Genomic DNA, 16,882 nt, shown 5'->3' on the forward strand with positions numbered 1-16,882 from the left:
AGACAACCGCGCCGGCGGACGCTGCACATCAACGGAGCAATCACGATCATGATCGGACTCGCCCTTGCGTTCTCTGACCGAGTTCAGAGAATTGACCACGGCTACCACGTCGTGCTGGAAGGCATCATGCACAGCAGCCGCTACCGAAACATGCTGACCTCTCTGCGGGACGACCACCGCGGCCGGTCGCTGTTCTGCTATCTCGACGTGTCCCTGGCCGAGACCCTGCGCCGACACCTCACCCGCCCGCAAGCCACCGAGTTCACCGCTGAGCACATGAGCGGCTGGTACGCCACCCACGACGTCCTGGACTGGCCCGACGAACTCGTCCTCCCCGAGACCACGGGCCTGGACGAGGCCGTCGAGGCCATCGCCGCTGTGACTGGGCTACCCCAGACCGGACGGGACGACGACTTGTTTCCATGCGTTCCGTGCCTGTAGAGCAGCCCAGCCGGCTACAGCTCCATCTGCGGGCGTGCATTGGTGCTCGACGTGTGCTCGTAGCCCACGTTTCAGGGTCGGCAACGTCACGCCACCGGCTTCGTAGCGATCAGGAGCCGCCTGCCGAACGCGGCGCGTACATGATCAAGGCGACGCCGACCAGGCAGATGCCGGCGCCGATGACGTCCCACCGGTCGGGCCGGAACCTGTCGACGATCACGCCCCAGGCGAGGGATCCGGCGACGAACACGCCGCCGTAGGCGGCGAGGATGCGCCCGAAGTTCGGGTCGGGCTGGAAGGTGGCGACGAATCCGTACGCGCCGAGGGCGATGACTCCGGCGGCGATCCACCACAGGCCGCGGTGCTCGCGCCAGCCCTGCCAGATCAGCCACGCCCCGCCGATCTCGAACAGGGCGGCGACGATGAACAGCAGAACAGAGCGAACGACGGTCATCGGTGGACCGTACCGATGTGCCCGCAGTCCTGAATCATGCCGATGACCCGGTCGCCGTCATCCCGGCGGCGGCTCGCAGCGCGAGCGCGTCGAGGACGTCGACGTGCGCGGCCGGCACCTCCACGTCAAGGCGCAGTGTGCCGGTATCGGCGGCGATGGTGAACGAGAAGAACGAGCAGCAGGAGCTTTCCCGGTGCCCGATCTCGCCGACATTCATGGATAGCAACGCAGTGATCGCATGAGGGAACTGCTTGCCGTGCTCCAGTCTCAGGAAACTGACAGCAAGTCGATACAGCCGTCTCTGTATCGTCCCGATCGGACTGTGCCGCCTGTACGCGGGCGGACTGATCACGTTGTTCACGCGGCAGACGAGGGCGGGAAGATGACGAGGAACACGCGTTTGACCTTGGCGTTGATCGCGGCGGTGGTGCTCGTGTTCGGTGGTCTGCTGGCCGTCAACCGTCCCGACCAGCGGCCCGCTGTGATCACCGACGCTGGCGTGATCGAATCGACGGTGCTGGTGCGCGAGGACAGCCACCGGCTGTCCACGGCAGCGGACGGCACGGTGACGCTGGTGGAGTTCCTCGACTTCGAGTGTGAGTCCTGCGCTGCGGCGTACCCGGCGGTCAAGCAGATCCTGGCCACCTATCAGGGCCGCATCACTTTCGTGGTCAGGTATTTCCCGATTCCGAGCCACCCGAACGCGGATCTGGCCGCCCGGGCCGCCCAGGCCGCCGCGAACCAGGGTCGGTTCGCCGAGATGTACGCGCAGCTGTTCGAGAACCAGACCAGCTGGAGTCACAGGGAGCAGCCACAGACTGAGGCTTTCCTTGGCTACGCCCGTACCCTCGGGCTGGACATGCCGCGCTTCGAGCGCGATCTCGACGACCCTGCCACGGCCACGCGGGTCGCCAGGGACAAGACCGACGGCGCGGCGGCCGGTGTGCAGGGCACCCCGACGTTCTTCCTCAACGGCCGGCAACTGACCGACCTGCGCGGCCAGGACGACCTCGTCGCCGCCATCGACGCCGCGCTGGCCGAATGAGCGCCGCCGCCGTCGATCAGTCCAGCGACCAGGCTTCACCCGAGAGTGGTTTCCTGTCCCGGGCCACCGCCTGGATCTTTGCCGTCGGTGGCGTTGTCGGGATGCTCGCCGCCGTGATCCTCATCGTCGAGAAGATCAACCTGCTCGCCGATCCCGGTTACGTTCCGAGCTGCAGCATCAATCCGATCCTGTCCTGCGGCTCGGTCATGACCACGCCCCAGGCCGAGGCGTTCGGTATTCCCAACCCCCTGATCGGCGTCGCGGGGTTCGCCGTGGTCGCCACGATCGGCGTCGTCCTGCTGGCCGGTGTGCGACTGCCCGTCTGGTTCTGGCTGGGGTTACAGGCCGGCGCGACGTTCGGCGTCGTCTTCGTACACTGGTTGATCTACCAGAGCCTCTACGTCATCGGCGCGCTGTGCCCGTACTGCATGCTTGTCTGGGCCGTCGCCATTCCGATCTTCCTCTACGTCACCCTGCGCACCCTGCGCGATCAAGGTGCCGTGCTTCCCGGGCCCGTGGGGCGGGTCGCCGCCGCGGCTGCCAGCTACCACAGCCTCATCCTCACCGCCTGGTACGTGATCATCCTGATCGCGATCCTGGTCCGCTTCTGGGATTACTGGGTCACCCTCATCTGACGTCCCCGGCTGCGGCGGGAGGGCGCACGGCAGCGCTGGGGGCGCAGCATGCGTCGCCGCGCCAGGCTTCGCGGCCTTCCTTGACAGCGACCGCGGCGATGATCAGAGCGGCGGCACTGTCGGCCCACCACCAGCCGAACAGCGAGTTGACGGCCAGGCCGACCAGCAGCACCGCCGAGAGGTACGTGCACAGCAGGGTCTGCTTGGAGTCCGCGACGGCGGAGGCCGAGCCGAGTTCGCGTCCGGCACGACGTTGCGCGGCCGACAGAACCGGCATCACCGCCAGGGACACCGCGGCCAGGATCAGGCCAATCGTGGAGTGCTCCGGGCGGTCCGCGCCGACGAGTGCCCGTACCGACTCGACGGACACGTACGCGGCGAGGGCGAAGAACGACAACGCGATGACGCGCAGCGCGGCGCGTTCCCGGCGTTCGTGGTCAGGTCCGGAGAACTGCCAGGCCACGGCGGCGGCCGAGGCCACCTCGATGACGGAGTCGAGCCCGAACCCGATCAGCGCGGTCGAGGAGGCCATCTTTCCGGCGCTGATGGCGATGACTGCTTCGATCACGTTGTAGGTGATTGTCGCTGCGACGAACAAACGCACCCGCCGGATCAGGGTCGTGCGGCGGGCCGGCGACGGGCTGAGCGACACGAGCGGCAGCGGAGTGCCCATCAGCAGCACCCTTTGGTCCCGGCGGCCGGGCAGGCAGCGGGATCGACCGCCAGGACCAGACCGAGCAGGTCCCCGAGGGCGTGCGCGAGGCGGGCGTCGGCCAGTTCGTAACGGCTGCGGCGACCTTCGGGTACGGCGACGACGAGGCCGCATCCGCGCAGGCACGCCAGGTGGTTGGAGAGGTTCTGCCGGCTGGTGCCCAGCAGGTCGGCGAGTTCGGCTGGATAGCCGGGTCCCTCGCGCAGTGCGAGCAGGAGTCGGGCGCGGACCGGGTCGGACAGGGCGTGACCGAAGCGGGCCAGAACCTGGCCATGCGTGAGCGTCTCCACGCAACGACAGTACATCAGAAGCTGTATACAGCAGAACGTGAACTCCTCTGCGGCACGGCAGTGGCGGCCGTGAGGCAGTTACATCCATCTGGTGGTCGAGGAGTTCCGTTCGCGGAGCGTGTACGACGGCGCGATGCCGAAGGTCGCGCGGTAGCTGGCGGTGAATCGACTGTGGTTGGCGAACCCCCACCGAGCGGCGATACGGGCCACGCTCGTCAACCCTGGGTCGGCGTCGATCAGCTCGCGGTGGGCGTACTCGAGCCGCACCTGTCGCAGGTATGCCATCGGGGTGGTGTCGAGGTGGCGGCGGAAGGCTACCTGGAGGGCCCGAATGTTGACGTAGGAGGCCGCCGCGATCTCGCTCGCGCTGATGTCCCGATGTGCGTTGTCGTCGATGAACGAGACAGCGCGGTGGAACGAGCCGACATGTGCGTCCCGGCGGTTCTCGGGGGTCGGGTCGAGGATCGCGTTGTTGGGAAACGACGCCAGGCTCGTGGCCACGAGGAGGCGGGCGGCGGCTCCCGCCACAAGTGGTTCCTGTGCCGCTGACGTGCCGACGACGCTGGCGCGAACGTAGCGGAAGGCGGCGCGCCAGTTGTCCGCGGCCTGCTGCGTGGGCGGCGTGATCGAGGTGAAGTGGATGGGAGTTGCGCGGCGATTCGGAGCGAGGTCGACTTCCAGGGCGAACAGCCCGACCGGGATGAGCACGAGGTCGATGTCGACATCGTCGACGATGGCCGTGTACGGCTCCGGAAGGGTGGCCAGGATCGAATCGCCCGCCAGGCACTGCGTTTCGTTTCGGCGGCCGCGAACGATGGCGGTCCCGTTGAGTACGGTGCCGAATGGCAGAGCGGCCATGGGATCTACATCCATCTGCACCCGCATGGTGAAGGTGGAACGGTGCAGTTCTACTGGGCCGAGATTGTCCTGCGTCAGGTGCAGGCGGTCCTGCTGCCCTGCCGGGGAGAGTTGCATCGATCCGTAGAATGTATTTAGCAGCTCGAATATTTCTTCCGAATCCGTCAGTTCGAAGGAATTCGTCACGGTCGACCCATCAGGCATGCGATTCTAGCATCAAGTTCCCTGTCTGCTTGGGCAATCCGTCGGAGTGGTCGCGCCCTGCCGAACGTGTGTTAAACGCTCACCGTACAACAGGCGAGAGCGCTTTCACGCATTCCTCGGCGGGGGGCAGGACGTGAAGTGTCATCACGTCTCGGCGCTCTGGCTGGCGTGGGGCGTGTCGCCACGCCGCAGCGCCGCCGTGCACTGCGTTTTACCGAAAAAAGATCCTTGAGAAATTCGCTTTCTGTCCTAGTGCAATAACTGTTGATGCAATCGGGACGATTTATTATCAATGTCAAGTGCATCCAATTCAGCGCGACAAGGGTTGATCAGGTTGCTGCGGCGACCCGCCAGGCGCCAGACCTGCCCATTGGGTCGGATCATCCGAGGGGCGACCGGACCTGGGGTTTCGTCAACACGAGGAGAGCATTGTGGGCGATGACGATGGTCTGCTCAAACCGTTTGAGGTCGCCGCGCTGCTACGCGTGGATCCCAAGACTGTGACGAGGTGGGCGGTGGTCGGCAGGATAGGAAGCATCCGGACGCCCGGTGGTCATCGCCGCTTCCTGGAATCTGAGGTTCGAGCGCTGCTCGTGAGCGCCGCACCAGGGCACCGAAGATGCACCACCTGTGGGGTGGTCGGGTGCGGCGAGGATGCGACGTGAGGTCGACATTTCGGGATGGGGTCCACCCGCCTACTGATCCTGCGCGGCCTGGATCGCCACTGAACCTGACACAAGGCGTTGCCGGCGCCCGAAGACGCCGGCAACGCCCCTGGGTCAGTTGGCGTGGGTCAGGCGCGTGGTGATGCGCAGGCCCAGAAGGGTGTCGTTCATCCACGGCACCCGCTCGCGGTGCAGACCGGCGGTCATCTGGTCCGCCCACACCTCGTACCGCTGCATCAGCGTGTTGGCGCGGGACCGCGCGCTGGTGATCAGGCAGTCGCCCAGTGGGTCACCGGGCAGGTTGGACGAGTCGACAGCCGGCTCGCAGGGCACCTTGAGGCTGACCTGGTCGCGCAGCGGGCGGCTGGGGTCGAGCGAGCACGGCGTGGGCCCGCAGAGGGCGTAGTTCCCGCTCGCCTTGGCATAGGCGTTACCGATCTTGGCGTCCGTCGGCATGTTCACCGGAATCTGGTACTGCCCGAACAGGTTCGCGGACAACACGTCGTCCGAGTCGAGGGCGTTGGGCAGACCCAACCGGGTGTACGCCTGGAGCAACCGCGCCGCCGTGTTCACCTTCTTCAGGGCGGTGGGCACCGCCCCGCTGACCTGGGTGCTCTGGTCCCGTACCCGGTCGTACATGGACTTCTGCCGGGCCTGGAGGAAACCGCGCAGGGTCGGCGTCAGCGTGGCGTCCAGCGCCGTGTTGTTCACGGCCGTCGCGCCGCTCGCGAAGGCGTACCGTCCGGACGGCCACTTCTGGGTCAGGCCCTGCTCGGGCGTGGTCTCGCTGTCACAGTTGAAGAACTCGCAGTCGACCTGGTAGACCTGCTCGTCCGGCCAGGTGTAGTCGGCGGTGCGCGAGTTCTGCCAGGCCGTGTTCGAGTTCAGCCGGAACCGGCTGTGGATCTGCAACCGCAGCTTGCCGTAGTGGCGGATCACCCCGGTGCCGTAACCCGTCGTACGCGTGTAGACCCAGCTCGGCGTGTAGCAGTAGCCGACCTCGGGCAACTCCCGTACCCCGGCCGGCGGCTCGTCGTGGCGCGGTGTGTACGCGTACTGGAATGCCCGCACCATGTTCGACATCAGCTCGTAGCGGACGTTGCTGGGCCGGTCGATCTGCCTGCTGCCCCCACACGCCGGCACCGTCGCCTCGTCGGCCTTCGCCGGCGCCGGGGCGAGCGGCTTGTCGGTGTCCCAGAACAGGTCGTAGTTCTTGGGCGTCTTCACCTGTACGCCGTTGGCGTCCGGCTCGTAGCGGACCTGGACCTCGTTGCTCCGGAACGCCCGCAGCGCTGTGGACAGCTCGTTGGTGACGGCGACGTACTCGTTGACCAGCCCGGTGATCAGGCCGTTGGCGTTGCCGTTGGCCGGCCGACCGAAGCTGGCCGCGAGGTCGGCGATGCGGGTGCCCTCCGCCTCGATCTGCGCCGCGCGGCCGGCGCTGACCTGGGCGGCGTACGTCGGGTTCTGCAGCATCACCATGGCGTACGCCTGCGCGCCGAGGTTCCACACCGTCGGGTTGCCGACCGGCGTCGACGGTTCGGCCATCGACGGGTCACGTCCGTTGGCGACCCGGGCCAGGTAGTTGATCGACCGAGCCTCGCCGAAGCTGTTCAGGACGGTGGTCGGGTCGACCGCCGGGTTGTCGGCGTCGGTCCTGGGCACCACGAAGGCGGCGCCGCTGGCCAGCTGCGTCGAGGTCAGGTGGAACTCGTTCTCCGGGCCGACGAACTCGTTGTAGGTCGGGATGGGTTGACCGAAGTTCTCCCGGTAGCCGATGTACTTGTTGATGTCGGCGCGGGCGTCGTGCAGTGTGGCGTCGCCGATCGCGGCCAGGACGGTGGCGGCGATGTCCTCCAGGCGCAGGCCGAGCTGGGCGACCTGCTGCTGGACGAGGGTGATCTGCGCGGTGTTGCCGGCGATCGCCGCGTTCAGTTTGTCGAACTGGGCCATCATGTTCGCGTACACCGTGTTGATCTGGGCCTCGACCCGCGCGAAGCTGGCGCGCATCTCGTCGCCGAGGGCCCGCACCTCGTCGCGCAACGCTTTGACCTGGGCGAGGATCTGCGCGTCCAGCGACGGTCCGCTGCTGCCGAAGAGCCCGACGACCGACATCACCGCACCGAAGATGTTGCCGGTCATCGCCAACGTCGCGGTGCTGAAGATCGAGCCCGCGAGGCCGCGGCCGGTGATCGCCGCCGCGTACTTGGAGATCGCGCTGATCGTGGTGAGGACCGCCTCCCCGATCACCTTCGACTTCTTGCCGGCGTCGGGGTCGGCGAACCCGATGATGGTGGAGACCATGCCCACCCCGGCCTTGACGTCGGAGATCGTCTGCTGCCGAGCCTTGTCCCGGTCCTCGGCGGCCTTCTTTGCCGCGGCGGTGCACTCGGCGCTCGGCGGGCCCTCGGGCGGGCACTTGCTGGTGTTCTCGCCGATCTCGAGACGGATCTCCAGGCTCAGGCCGAGCAGTTGCGCGTGCAGGGAGGCCAGCTGCTGTTTGGCGGCCGCGACGTACGCCACCGAGTCGTCCCGCAGCGCGAGGATCGCGTCGAGGTCCACGTGCGAGAGCCCGGGATCCCGTCGGAACTCCTCGTAGGTGTCGGTGACGTCCACCCCGTTCGGCGCACCGAGGACGGCGTTCCAGGCGGTGGCGACCGGAGCGCTGGCTGCCGCTGCCTGTCGGACCGCGGACCACACCGCGGCGAGAGCGTCGTCACGGCCGCGCAGCCACTGGGCCGTCCGCAGCGCGCCGGAGGCGAGTTCCTCACGGGTGTCCCACGGCTCGACAGTCCCGCCGATCACGGCCCCGACCAGGCCGGTGATCTCCGGCGAGGTCCTGGTGTCGCCGCCGGGCGCGCCGAGCAGGACGTCGACGGACTTGAGCAGCAGGTCCTGCTCGGGAAGCAGGAGGTCGAACGTGGTCAGCGAGTCGTCGAGCAGTTGGTGGCGCGTGGTGAGCTGGGCCTGCGCCTGTGCGGCAGTGGCGTTGGGGTGCAGCCGGTGCCACTGGACGAACTCGGCCGACAGCACGACGGTGGTGATCCGAGCGGCGCCCTGGAGATGGAGCTCGGCGACCTGGCCGAAGGCCCGGTCGGTGAGCGCGGCCTGAGGGACGGGAACGGGGACGGGATCGGCCGACGCGGGCTCGCCGAAGAGCGCGCTTGCCGCTGTGACCGCGAGCATCGCCAGCACAGCAGTCCCGCGCCGAGTGCGCGTGGAACGTTCGAATGTCATGCCGTGAACGTATGGAGCGGCCTGAAAGGGCGCTGAAACCGCGCTGATTCGCGCAGGGTGCCGCTCAGGCGGCCTGTGACGTGGCAGGCGCGTCGAGGGCCGGCGCCACGATGGCGAACGCCTGGTCCATCAGCTCGGCCAGGTGCTGCTCGTCGTCGCCCGGCTGCCACCGCTGGAGCACCGTGTCGAGTGCCAGCAGTGCCATCCCGGCCGCCATCCGTGGGTAGGGGTCGATGTGTGGGTCGAGGCCGCTGCGGTTGGCCACCTCGGCGGCCAGCTCGGCGCGCCACTCGATCTGGCGTTCCAGCCAGCGGGCGTGCAGGGCGGGGGTGTCCAGGATGAGACGGACGACGACCCGGGCTCGCTCGGAGTGTTCCGGGTGGTCGTTGCAGGCGGCGAGCGGCACCCAGAGGGCATGGCGCAGCGCGACCGACGGTGGCTCGGCGGGTGGCCGGGTGGCGAGTTCGGTGATGATGCCCGCGCTGGTGTCGGCCAGGAACCGGACGACCACGTCCTCTTTGGACGCGAAGTAGCGGAAGAACGTACGCCGCGACATGCCGGCTGCCGCCACGATGTCGTCGACGGTCACCACGTCGAAACCCTTGGTGGCGAGCAGCATCAGGGCGGCGTCGCGCAGCTCGTCGGCAACGAGCTGGCGTTTGCGCTCGGCCAGGCTGGTGTCCGCACGAGATCTCATCCGCCGATGCTACGTCATCCGGTGCCACTTCATGCCCTTCGTGGCATTCTGCGCACTACTTGACACTGAGTGCCATCGACAGCACAGTAAGTCCCATGACTGTCGCTGGCTGGTCCACTGAACAGATTCCCGACCTGAGCGGCCGTACCTTCGTCGTCACCGGTGCCACGGCGGGCCTCGGCCTGGTCACCACCCGGGCGCTCGCCGTCCGCGGTGCGCGCGTCGTGCTGGCCGTCCGCGACGAGGAGCGGGGCCGCCGGGTGGCGGCCGACATCGCCGCTACCCGACCCGGTGTCGACCTGGAAGTCCGGTGGATCGACCTCGCCGACCTCGACTCGGTCCGGACGTTCGCCGACGGGATGCACGCCGACCACCGTCGGGTGGACGTGCTGATCAACAACGCCGGGGTGATGGCAGTGCCGCGCACCCTCAGCCCGCAGGGGCACGAGGTGCAGTTCGCCACGAACCACCTCGGGCACTTCGCTCTCACCGGGCTCCTGCTCGACCTCCTGCTGGCCGGCCGGGATCCACGGGTGGTCACTGTCACCTCGGTCAACCACCGGCAGGCGAAGGTCCGCTTCGCCGACCCGACCGGCGAGCGGGGCTACTCGCCGATGGGCTTCTACAACACGTCCAAGCTGGCCAACGCCATCTTCGGTTACGAGCTGCACCGGCGGCTCAGTGCCGTGGCGAGCCCGCTGGGCAGCTTCCTGGCCCACCCCGGCTACACCGCGACGAATCTGCAGACCAGCGCCACCACGCCGATGTGGCGGCTGCTGCTGGGCCGGATCGGCAACCCACTCCTCGCCCAGCCGGTCGACAGCGGCGTCTGGCCGCAGCTGTTCGCCGCCACCGACCCCGCGGCGCAGCCGGGCCAGCTCGTCGCCCCGGGTGGGCTGGGCGAACTGCGCGGCCACCCCGCGCCGGCGAAGCTCTCCGCAGCCGCGACCGACCCCGAGCACGGCCGCCGTCTGTGGGAACTGTCCGAACAGGCCACCGGCGTACGGTTCGGCGCGCTGCGACCAACGAGCTGATCGCGGCGCGTCCAGCAGCCGTCACATTCCACCGCGCCAGATCGTCCAGGGGGGCGAGCAACCACAACGGAGGAAAAATGTTCGCTGCCTATGTCACTGTCACCATTCTCGCGTCGATCTTCACCGGCATCGCCGCCGTCACCTACCTGATCGGCCACGACTATCCAAAGGCCCAGGCGGACATGAAGCGCGTGCCACGGTCGTGGGTCCCGCGGTTGGGCATGGCGCTGGCGGCAGGTTCGTTGGGGTTGTTGGCCGGCTTCGCCGTACCGCTGCTGGGCACCCTCGCCGCCGCTGGGCTGGTGCTGTATTTCATCGGCGCGCTCATCGCGCACCTGCGCGTCGGCTCCCGCCAGCTGGTGGGCCCGGCCGTATTCTTCGTCACCGTGGTGGCCGCACTGGTGGTGAACCTGACCTACCGCTGGTGAATCGCCCGGCCGTGGCCGTGGCCGGGAGCAGCGGTGCGGCGACGATGCCGCGCTGATGCCGCCGCTGCCCACGCTGGGTCTCGTCAACGCCCTTCGGGACGAAGAGGAGATGCCCGCGGATGAGGCTCACCGTCGCGCGCTGGTCTCCACGCGCCCACCGGCTGCAACCGGGCTTCGTCCTCGGTGAGGATCGCCTGGCGCAGGTCGCGCAGTCGCCGGCTGGGCTCCAGGCCGAGTTCCGCCCGCAGCGACGTTCGCAGCCGGTCGAAAGACGCCAGCGCGTCACCGACCCGCCCGCTGCCGTAGAGGGCGACCATGAGGGCCGCCTGGAGGCGGTCACGGCCCGGGTACGTCCGAGCCAGGGCGGTGAGTTCCGGTACGGCCCGCGCGTGCCGGCCCAGGCTCAGCTCGGCGTCGAGCCGGTCCTCGATCACCTGGAGCCGCGACTCCTCCAGGCTCATGGCCTCGGGCTCCAGCGTGCCGTCGGCGAGGCCGGCGATGGCGGGTCCACGCCACAGGTTCTCGGCCCGCAGGAAAGCCTCGACGGCCTGCTGAGCGTGACCGTCGGCCAGCGCGAGGCGCGCTCGACGGGCTTCCTCGTCGAACCGGGTCCGGTCGAGGGCGCCGGGATCCACGCTCAGCCGATAGCCACTCGGCCGGCGAATCAGCGAGTCCTCGGGAAGCCCGCCAGCGATGAGCTGTCGACGCAGCGCTGCGGCACAGTTGCGGATCTGGCTCGACGCGGTCGCTGGTGGCCGCAGCGGCCACAGACAGTCGACCAGTTTGTCGGGCGTGACCACCCGGCCCGCCCGCAACAGCAGCACGGCCAGGATTCGCTGCTGCCGGCGCCCGCCGAGTGGCAGGGGCGTTCCCCCGACTGTCGCTTCCAGCGGGCCGAGGATCCGGAACTCCATGCGATGACCTCCATGCCGACCGCACCCCGTGTACGGCCCGGTCATCAGCGTGCCCAGCGCGGGTTGGCGTTTCCTTGGCAGCGCCGGGCGTGCGAGGCAACGAACCAGGTGTCCCCGACGTCACGGGGCTGAACACCCATCAGGAGGCACTGTGCGAATCACCAGACGGGCCCGAAGGGGCCTGGCCGCCGCGGCGGTCGCGGGAGCGGCGGCGTCGCTGCTGGTTGCGTCCCCGGCGCTGGCCACCAGCGACTACTGCTCGGTGAGCGGATTGTCGACCGGCTGCAAGACGTACTACATTCCGTCGAACTACGTCAGTCACTTCATCGACTACCGGGTCTGTGGTGGCACGATCGGCGCCAGTTTCCGCGTCCGTGACTATCAGAACCAGGTGATCGTGAAGAGCGGGAACATCGGGCCGGCGAACTGCACCTCGGGCCGGGTCCCCGGCCTGTACTCCAGCTACCGGCTGGAGCTGCACGCGACGGCCCTGGGTTCCGACGGCTCGATCGACAACGAGTAGCACCCCCTCGGTCCGGAGGGGTCGCGAGCTGCGACCCCTCCGGGCCTTGGCGTGTGTGGTGCCCGACCGGGGCACCACACCCCCCGAGTGGTGTCAGGCTCAGAGGTCAGCCCACGCGGTGCACGTCCAGCCACCACCGTTGAGCGAGTAGCAGGCGTGATGCTGGTCCAGGTTGCCGGAGCTGGCGGGGTAGCCGTCCACAGTGGCGGTGTCGTAGTAGTCCGGGCGGCCCCAGAGCATGCTCCTGGATCGGGAATCGATGATCATCCAGCCGTACGAGGTCCACACCTGCCGCTCGACCTTGAAATTGACGGTGCTGCCGGCACCCCACGTTGGATCGGCGATGGTGAACCGCGCGTAGTAGGTGCAGGACGAGGTCCGCCGCACCTGGAGGCTGAACGGCTTGGGCCACAGCGCCGCCGCCGTGCCTGACGAACATGAGCCCGAGGCCTGTGCCGGCGCCGCCGGAAGCCCGGTGAGCAGTGACGCGCCGACGAGCGCGGCGACGGCCGCGCGCTTCAATCTGCTGGTGCCCAATCGCATCTCGATGGTCCCTTCTTGCCTACTGGACTGACGTGTCAATGCTCGGCGTGCGGGACATCGCCGGCGCATCGCGCGGCCATCGATCGAGGTGGAGGTCAACGGCACGGATCCCGCCCCCGAGGACGGGGACGGGATCCGTGGGCCTGTCGGTGTTACCAGGTGTAACCGATCGGGAGGAGACGGTTGGACAGCGCACGCCCGTACGCGGCGTTGCCGGCAACGTTGGGGTGCCCGGAGTGGGGGCTGTTCTTCGACGTGGGTGGCTCACCATCCTCGTCGTCAGAGCCCTGCTGGGTGTAGTACTCGCCGGGCACCCACAGCGAGTTGAAGTAGCCCTCGCTCAGCAGCGGCCCGCCGAGTTCGTGGTCGGCGTAGTCACCCCGTACGTCCACGTAGTTCGTCTTCACCGCCAGGTCGAACGTCGACCCGATGGTGACCACCAACTTGCCGGCCATCTCGTTGAGGAAGGCCACCTCGTCCGCGCTGAACCCGACGCCCCCGATGTCCGGTAGCGGCCGGTACTGCGGCACCTGGTACTGGCCGCCGCTGGTGAAGACCTGCGGGTAACCGGCGAGCACGATCATGGCGTTGGCCGCCTTCGAGCGGATCTCGCGGATCACCCGCTCGGTGTCCTGCTTCACCGGCCCGTTGATCCGTTCGACGAGCATGTCGCGGAGTGGCTTGGGATCACCCTGCCGCACGAACCCGGGCGAGGCGCAGTTGAGGCCCGTCGCGCAGGCGATCAGCGCGTCGGTCCACTTCAGGTCGTTGCCGCCGATGGTCAACACGACAAGTGTGGTGTTCTCGTCGAGCCAACCCTGGTCGAGCTGGGTCAGCTCGCCGAACTGCCCCCGGATCGTGCCGCCGGACGCGGGCGGTGACGCGCTGCCGTTCTGGCTGAGCATCAGGTTGCCGGTCACCGCGCCGCTGCACGCGGCGAAGTGGAAGTCCAGGTTCGGATCGTTGCCGTCGCTGAGTTCGCCGATGGTCCGGTTGTTGGGCGTACCCGGGATCCTGATCTGCCGGGACCACGCCTTGCTGCTGCGGTGACAGGCGTTGCGCAGGGCCGAGTCGTTGCCGTACTGGTCGCTGACCCGGCTGTAGTAACCCGCGCCCTCACCGGAGCTGAACGAATCGCCAAGGCCCACGACGAAGTGGCTCGGCTTCGCGCTGAGCGGCTGCACGGCGATGGCGTCGAACGCCACGTCGGAGCTGTAGTTGCCGTCCCGGGTGATGTTTGTCAGCTCCACCTTCGGCGTGCCGGAGCCGCGGAAGTCGAACACGCCGAGGGGGACCCAGGTGTTCGCCTCCAGCCGAGTGGGCAGAACCCGGTGTTTGGTCGCGATGCCCGGTGCGGTGATCGCGTAGTCGGCCTGCCGGGTCCACGCGGCGGCATCCGGTATGTGGACGAAGACGCGGGTCCACGCGCCGGTCGGGTTGATGGCCCAGGTGCCGGTGACCTTCAGCGGGTCGTTCGTCACGCCGTCGTCAGGGTCGTTGCGCTGCATGGTGTGGGCGAACCAGACATGCCCGCCGAACCCGTGCGAGCTCTGATGGAAGTCGACCTTCGAGGGATGGATGGTGGCACCGTTCGGGCCGCCCATCGCGCCGAAGGTCAGCCCGAACGTGCCGCCCTTGGCGTACGTCGGTCGGCAGCCCTCCGGCCCGGTGGCCGACAACACGTCGATGTCGTCGATGATCCGAGCGCCGGACGGCAGCCCCTCGACCTTGCAGGAGCCGTCGCCGTTGCGGGGCGCCGGATAGATGTTGTACGCCGTAGGCTCCGGCGCGGTGGCGAAGTAGCGGAGATTCTCCTTGCCGCACTTGGCGGCGCAGTCGACCCAGGTGACCGGCCCGTTCCACCAGCACTTCAGGTCGTCGCGCTGGCACGCCCCAGCCTTGGTGGACGGGTACTGCGCGGGCACGTGCGGCGGCCTGGACTGGTCACACTGGTTCACCGCGTACTGGCAGAACGTGTAGAGACCGTTGTGCCCCGGCTGCGCCTCCAGCTTGCCCCGGTCGTCAGCTGTCACGTACGTCGTTCCCCAGTACTTGTCCTGGTAGTCGTAGCGCCGCAGCGAGGTGTACGCGAAACCGGTCACCCGCTCCGGGTACGACCAGTGGTTCGGGTGCTTGGCGTTGTCGTAGCCGACCTCGTCGTGGACCGGCGGGTCGCCGTACGGCTCGCTGCTCGGCTGGGTGAGGAACATCGCCCGGTCCGCCGGATAGTCGGTGTTGGCGATGTTGTTGCTCCAGCCCACGCCCCAGGGCTGCGAGCCGCTGGGGAAGTAGAAACCGGTGTTGTACGCCCACAGAGCGAACCACCAGTTCTCGATGTACTGCGGGTCGCCGTTGTTGGCGATCAGCCCGTAGTTGCGGGTCGTGTTCCACTTAGTCTGCAGAATGCGCAGGGAGGCGGCCACGTTGACCGTGTAGTCGAGCGCCACCGCCTTCTGCCGCTCGTACGTCCACTGCAGGCCGTCGACGGTGGTGTTCGTGTCGACCTTGCGCATGCCGGTGGTCACCTGCCCGACACCGTATCCGCAGTCCGTCTTGTTCCAGTTGATCTGGCGTGCGGTCAGACGGTCACCGGACGAGATCCCGTAGAAACCCATGCTGGTCAACGGGTTCCCCCCGGACCCGTCGACGATGTGCCAGCTCGCCTGCCACATGTTCGACTCCTGGGCCAGGATGCCGAGCAGCACCTGCGCGGGCACGCTTCCGCCGCCGGCCAGCGGCATCGGCGGGAACATCGTCCCCTGCGGCGTGTACGCGAGCATGCCGTTGTTCTTCCAGTTGGCCGGTCGCTCGAAGGTCAGGGCGCTCTTCACGGCCCGGTCCGCCGCCCACTCGACCTGCTCGGTGGAGGGCTGGTAGACCTGCATGGAGCTGTCGTTGCGCGGAATGGCGCAGGACCGGTCCGGATCGTAGGGCACCCGAGCGTTGTCGACCGGCGGGTCGGCCGCCGTCGAGGTGGCTCCCACCGGCGCGTCGATCGCCGACGCGTCGCCGGGCACCGTCGAGAACCGCAGGGCCTTCGCCGAGCCGGTCAGCCGGGCGGAGATGGTGACCCGCTGCGCGCGGGAGCCGACCGGCGCGTCGCCGGCTCGACCTGCCGCCTCCCGACCGGTCGCGGCGCTGGTGACGACGAGCGCGCCGGTGGTGGAGACGTCACTGTCCGGTGGAGCGTCCACCGCTCGCCAACCCGAGGGCAGCCCGGTGCGCGGCTGACTCCGCGCCCTGGTGCCGACGACGTACACCGTGCCGCCGGCACCCGGACGCAACCGTTCGGTGCCGACCTGGGCGGTGCGGATGGCACTGACCCGGCCCCCGGCGTAGCGGTTGAGCACGACATCTTCGCCGCGGCGCACCTGGAAGGCCAGCCCGTTGGCGCCGTCGGCCAACAACCGGTGCGGTGGAGCCTCGGCGCGGGCCAGCTCGCGCACGCGTCCGCCCCGGTCCAGCCGGACCACGGCCCGGCCCATCGCCCCGGCCAACGCGTCCCGATACGGCAGCAGCGACGTCACCTGGCCCGGCGTACGGACGGCAGAGACGCGCACACCGCGAACGGTGTCGACGGTGGCCGCCCAGGTCTCGAACGTCCCATCGGGGCGGGTGTCCCGGCGGGACAACGCAGCCGTCTCGCCAGCACCGCAACCCGGGTTGTGGTAAGCCAGCGACACCCGGTCGGGCAGTTTGTGTACGGCACCGGACCGGAGGTCCACGACGGCCGCGAACGCACCACCGGACAGCAGTTCGTCGCGGTTGGCGAACTCCCTCGGGGCGTACACGACAAGCGCACGGCGGCCGGACCCGGTGACGCAGAACTGGCCGATCCACTGGTCGGTGGGGAACCCGGGCTCGACGAGCGTGGCGGCGGTGCGCCAGCGGTAGCCGTCGGAGGCGTCAGCCACCAGTACGTGCAGACCAGACCCGTCGCTTGACGTGGTCACGGCCCGGTCGGTGGAGCGGCGCCAGTCCCGGCCGATGTCCCGCGTCGGGTCGGCGAGCCGGTCCGGAGATTCGTCGCGGGTGGCCGGTGGCCGGTCCGGCTCGGCCACGCGAACCGATGGCTTTCCGGGCCCCTGCGGTGCGGCGTGAGCGGTGCCCGGACCGGGCAGCAGCGTTGCCACGACGGCCATGGCGGCCGCCGTGGTGAGAATGCGTCTCATCTGGACCTTCCCTGGAGCGGAGACTGTGGG

16 protein-coding genes and 1 pseudogene are annotated in these 16,882 nt (G+C 68.6%); 7 read left to right on the plus strand and 10 right to left on the minus strand.

Annotated elements, in window-relative coordinates; genetic code table 11:
• Positions 1-90: 90 nt before the first annotated feature.
• Positions 91-441: pseudogene (locus ABZS40_RS11640) on the plus strand (kinase); the annotation flags it as partial.
• A gap of 109 nt (positions 442-550) precedes the next feature.
• Here ABZS40_RS11640 and ABZS40_RS11645 read toward each other — a convergent pair.
• The gene (locus ABZS40_RS11645) at positions 551-895 is read right to left on the minus strand and encodes a YnfA family protein (protein ID WP_354943249.1); all 345 of its coding nucleotides are present in this window, start codon (positions 893-895) and stop codon (positions 551-553) included.
• Between the two features lie 34 nt (positions 896-929).
• Positions 930-1,112, minus strand: a complete 183-nt coding sequence (locus tag ABZS40_RS11650; RefSeq protein WP_354943250.1) for a hypothetical protein — start codon at positions 1,110-1,112, stop codon at positions 930-932.
• A gap of 165 nt (positions 1,113-1,277) precedes the next feature.
• Here ABZS40_RS11650 and ABZS40_RS11655 point away from each other — a divergent pair, with 165 nt between their 5' ends.
• Positions 1,278-1,940 carry a thioredoxin domain-containing protein gene (locus tag ABZS40_RS11655; protein ID WP_354943447.1) on the plus strand — a complete coding sequence of 221 codons (663 nt, stop codon included), beginning with the start codon at positions 1,278-1,280 and terminating at the stop codon, positions 1,938-1,940.
• Positions 1,937-2,575, plus strand: a complete 639-nt coding sequence (locus tag ABZS40_RS11660) for a vitamin K epoxide reductase family protein (protein WP_354943251.1) — start codon at positions 1,937-1,939, stop codon at positions 2,573-2,575. Before ABZS40_RS11655 ends, ABZS40_RS11660 begins: the two co-directional genes overlap by 4 nt.
• Here ABZS40_RS11660 and ABZS40_RS11665 read toward each other — a convergent pair.
• The 3 genes from ABZS40_RS11665 to ABZS40_RS11675 all read right to left on the minus strand — a co-directional run bounded on the left by ABZS40_RS11665 (position 2,568) and on the right by ABZS40_RS11675 (position 4,621).
• Positions 2,568-3,248, minus strand: coding sequence for a cation transporter (locus ABZS40_RS11665; RefSeq protein WP_354943252.1), 681 nt, complete (start codon positions 3,246-3,248; stop codon positions 2,568-2,570). The genes ABZS40_RS11660 and ABZS40_RS11665 overlap by 8 nt on opposite strands.
• Positions 3,248-3,577: a metalloregulator ArsR/SmtB family transcription factor gene (locus tag ABZS40_RS11670; RefSeq protein ID WP_354943253.1), complete on the minus strand. Its 330-nt coding sequence runs from the start codon at positions 3,575-3,577 to the stop codon at positions 3,248-3,250. The genes ABZS40_RS11665 and ABZS40_RS11670 overlap by 1 nt, the downstream gene beginning before the upstream one ends.
• 78 nt (positions 3,578-3,655) lie before the next feature.
• Positions 3,656-4,621 (minus strand): helix-turn-helix transcriptional regulator, encoded by a 966-nt coding sequence (locus tag ABZS40_RS11675; RefSeq protein WP_354943254.1) that lies wholly within the window; start codon positions 4,619-4,621, stop codon positions 3,656-3,658.
• A 446-nt stretch (positions 4,622-5,067) separates the two neighbouring features.
• Here ABZS40_RS11675 and ABZS40_RS11680 point away from each other — a divergent pair, with 446 nt between their 5' ends.
• Entirely contained in the window at positions 5,068-5,304 is a 237-nt protein-coding gene (locus ABZS40_RS11680) for a BldC family transcriptional regulator (RefSeq protein WP_354943448.1), read from the plus strand.
• A gap of 114 nt (positions 5,305-5,418) precedes the next feature.
• Here ABZS40_RS11680 and ABZS40_RS11685 read toward each other — a convergent pair whose 3' ends face one another.
• Both ABZS40_RS11685 and ABZS40_RS11690 read right to left on the minus strand, forming a co-directional pair.
• Entirely contained in the window at positions 5,419-8,541 is a 3,123-nt protein-coding gene (locus ABZS40_RS11685) for a hypothetical protein (protein WP_354943255.1), read from the minus strand.
• A gap of 64 nt (positions 8,542-8,605) precedes the next feature.
• Complete coding sequence (locus ABZS40_RS11690; RefSeq protein ID WP_354943256.1) at positions 8,606-9,238, minus strand: TetR family transcriptional regulator; 633 nt, start codon at positions 9,236-9,238, stop codon at positions 8,606-8,608.
• A gap of 95 nt (positions 9,239-9,333) precedes the next feature.
• Here ABZS40_RS11690 and ABZS40_RS11695 point away from each other — a divergent pair, with 95 nt between their 5' ends.
• Positions 9,334-10,272, plus strand: a complete 939-nt coding sequence (locus ABZS40_RS11695; RefSeq protein WP_354943257.1) for an oxidoreductase — start codon at positions 9,334-9,336, stop codon at positions 10,270-10,272.
• A gap of 77 nt (positions 10,273-10,349) precedes the next feature.
• The gene (locus ABZS40_RS11700) at positions 10,350-10,700 is read left to right on the plus strand and encodes a DoxX family protein (protein WP_354943258.1); all 351 of its coding nucleotides are present in this window, start codon (positions 10,350-10,352) and stop codon (positions 10,698-10,700) included.
• 83 nt (positions 10,701-10,783) lie between these two features.
• Here the strand turns inward: ABZS40_RS11700 and ABZS40_RS11705 are convergent, their stop codons facing one another.
• The gene (locus tag ABZS40_RS11705) at positions 10,784-11,614 is read right to left on the minus strand and encodes an AfsR/SARP family transcriptional regulator (protein ID WP_354943259.1); all 831 of its coding nucleotides are present in this window, start codon (positions 11,612-11,614) and stop codon (positions 10,784-10,786) included.
• Positions 11,615-11,765: 151 nt separating this feature from the next.
• Here ABZS40_RS11705 and ABZS40_RS11710 point away from each other — a divergent pair, with 151 nt between their 5' ends.
• Positions 11,766-12,137, plus strand: a complete 372-nt coding sequence (locus ABZS40_RS11710) for a hypothetical protein (protein WP_354943260.1) — start codon at positions 11,766-11,768, stop codon at positions 12,135-12,137.
• A gap of 99 nt (positions 12,138-12,236) precedes the next feature.
• Here ABZS40_RS11710 and ABZS40_RS11715 read toward each other — a convergent pair whose 3' ends face one another.
• Positions 12,237-12,680, minus strand: coding sequence for a hypothetical protein (locus ABZS40_RS11715; RefSeq protein WP_354943261.1), 444 nt, complete (start codon positions 12,678-12,680; stop codon positions 12,237-12,239).
• 152 nt (positions 12,681-12,832) lie between these two features.
• On the minus strand, positions 12,833-16,852 hold the full coding sequence (locus tag ABZS40_RS11720; RefSeq protein WP_354943262.1) for an SGNH/GDSL hydrolase family protein: 4,020 nt from the start codon (positions 16,850-16,852) through the stop codon (positions 12,833-12,835).
• Positions 16,853-16,882 lie beyond the last annotated feature (30 nt).

It is taken from the genome of Micromonospora sp. NPDC005324 (assembly GCF_040607155.1).
Classification (GTDB): Bacteria; Actinomycetota; Actinomycetes; order Mycobacteriales; family Micromonosporaceae; genus Micromonospora; species Micromonospora trifolii.

What these genes read in the sequence shown, in the direction of transcription:
- ABZS40_RS11645 (WP_354943249.1), bottom strand. Translation starts at nt 895, where the DNA reads ATGACCGTCGTTCGCTCTGTTCTGCTGTTCATCGTCGCCGCCCTGTTC.
- ABZS40_RS11650 (WP_354943250.1), bottom strand. Translation starts at nt 1,112, where the DNA reads ATGAATGTCGGCGAGATCGGGCACCGGGAAAGCTCCTGCTGCTCGTTC.
- ABZS40_RS11655 (WP_354943447.1), top strand. Translation starts at nt 1,278, where the DNA reads ATGACGAGGAACACGCGTTTGACCTTGGCGTTGATCGCGGCGGTGGTG.
- ABZS40_RS11660 (WP_354943251.1), top strand. Translation starts at nt 1,937, where the DNA reads ATGAGCGCCGCCGCCGTCGATCAGTCCAGCGACCAGGCTTCACCCGAG.
- ABZS40_RS11665 (WP_354943252.1), bottom strand. Translation starts at nt 3,248, where the DNA reads ATGGGCACTCCGCTGCCGCTCGTGTCGCTCAGCCCGTCGCCGGCCCGC.
- ABZS40_RS11685 (WP_354943255.1), bottom strand. Translation starts at nt 8,541, where the DNA reads ATGACATTCGAACGTTCCACGCGCACTCGGCGCGGGACTGCTGTGCTG.
- ABZS40_RS11690 (WP_354943256.1), bottom strand. Translation starts at nt 9,238, where the DNA reads ATGAGATCTCGTGCGGACACCAGCCTGGCCGAGCGCAAACGCCAGCTC.
- ABZS40_RS11695 (WP_354943257.1), top strand. Translation starts at nt 9,334, where the DNA reads ATGACTGTCGCTGGCTGGTCCACTGAACAGATTCCCGACCTGAGCGGC.
- ABZS40_RS11700 (WP_354943258.1), top strand. Translation starts at nt 10,350, where the DNA reads ATGTTCGCTGCCTATGTCACTGTCACCATTCTCGCGTCGATCTTCACC.
- ABZS40_RS11705 (WP_354943259.1), bottom strand. Translation starts at nt 11,614, where the DNA reads ATGGAGTTCCGGATCCTCGGCCCGCTGGAAGCGACAGTCGGGGGAACG.
- ABZS40_RS11715 (WP_354943261.1), bottom strand. Translation starts at nt 12,680, where the DNA reads ATGCGATTGGGCACCAGCAGATTGAAGCGCGCGGCCGTCGCCGCGCTC.
- ABZS40_RS11720 (WP_354943262.1), bottom strand. Translation starts at nt 16,852, where the DNA reads ATGAGACGCATTCTCACCACGGCGGCCGCCATGGCCGTCGTGGCAACG.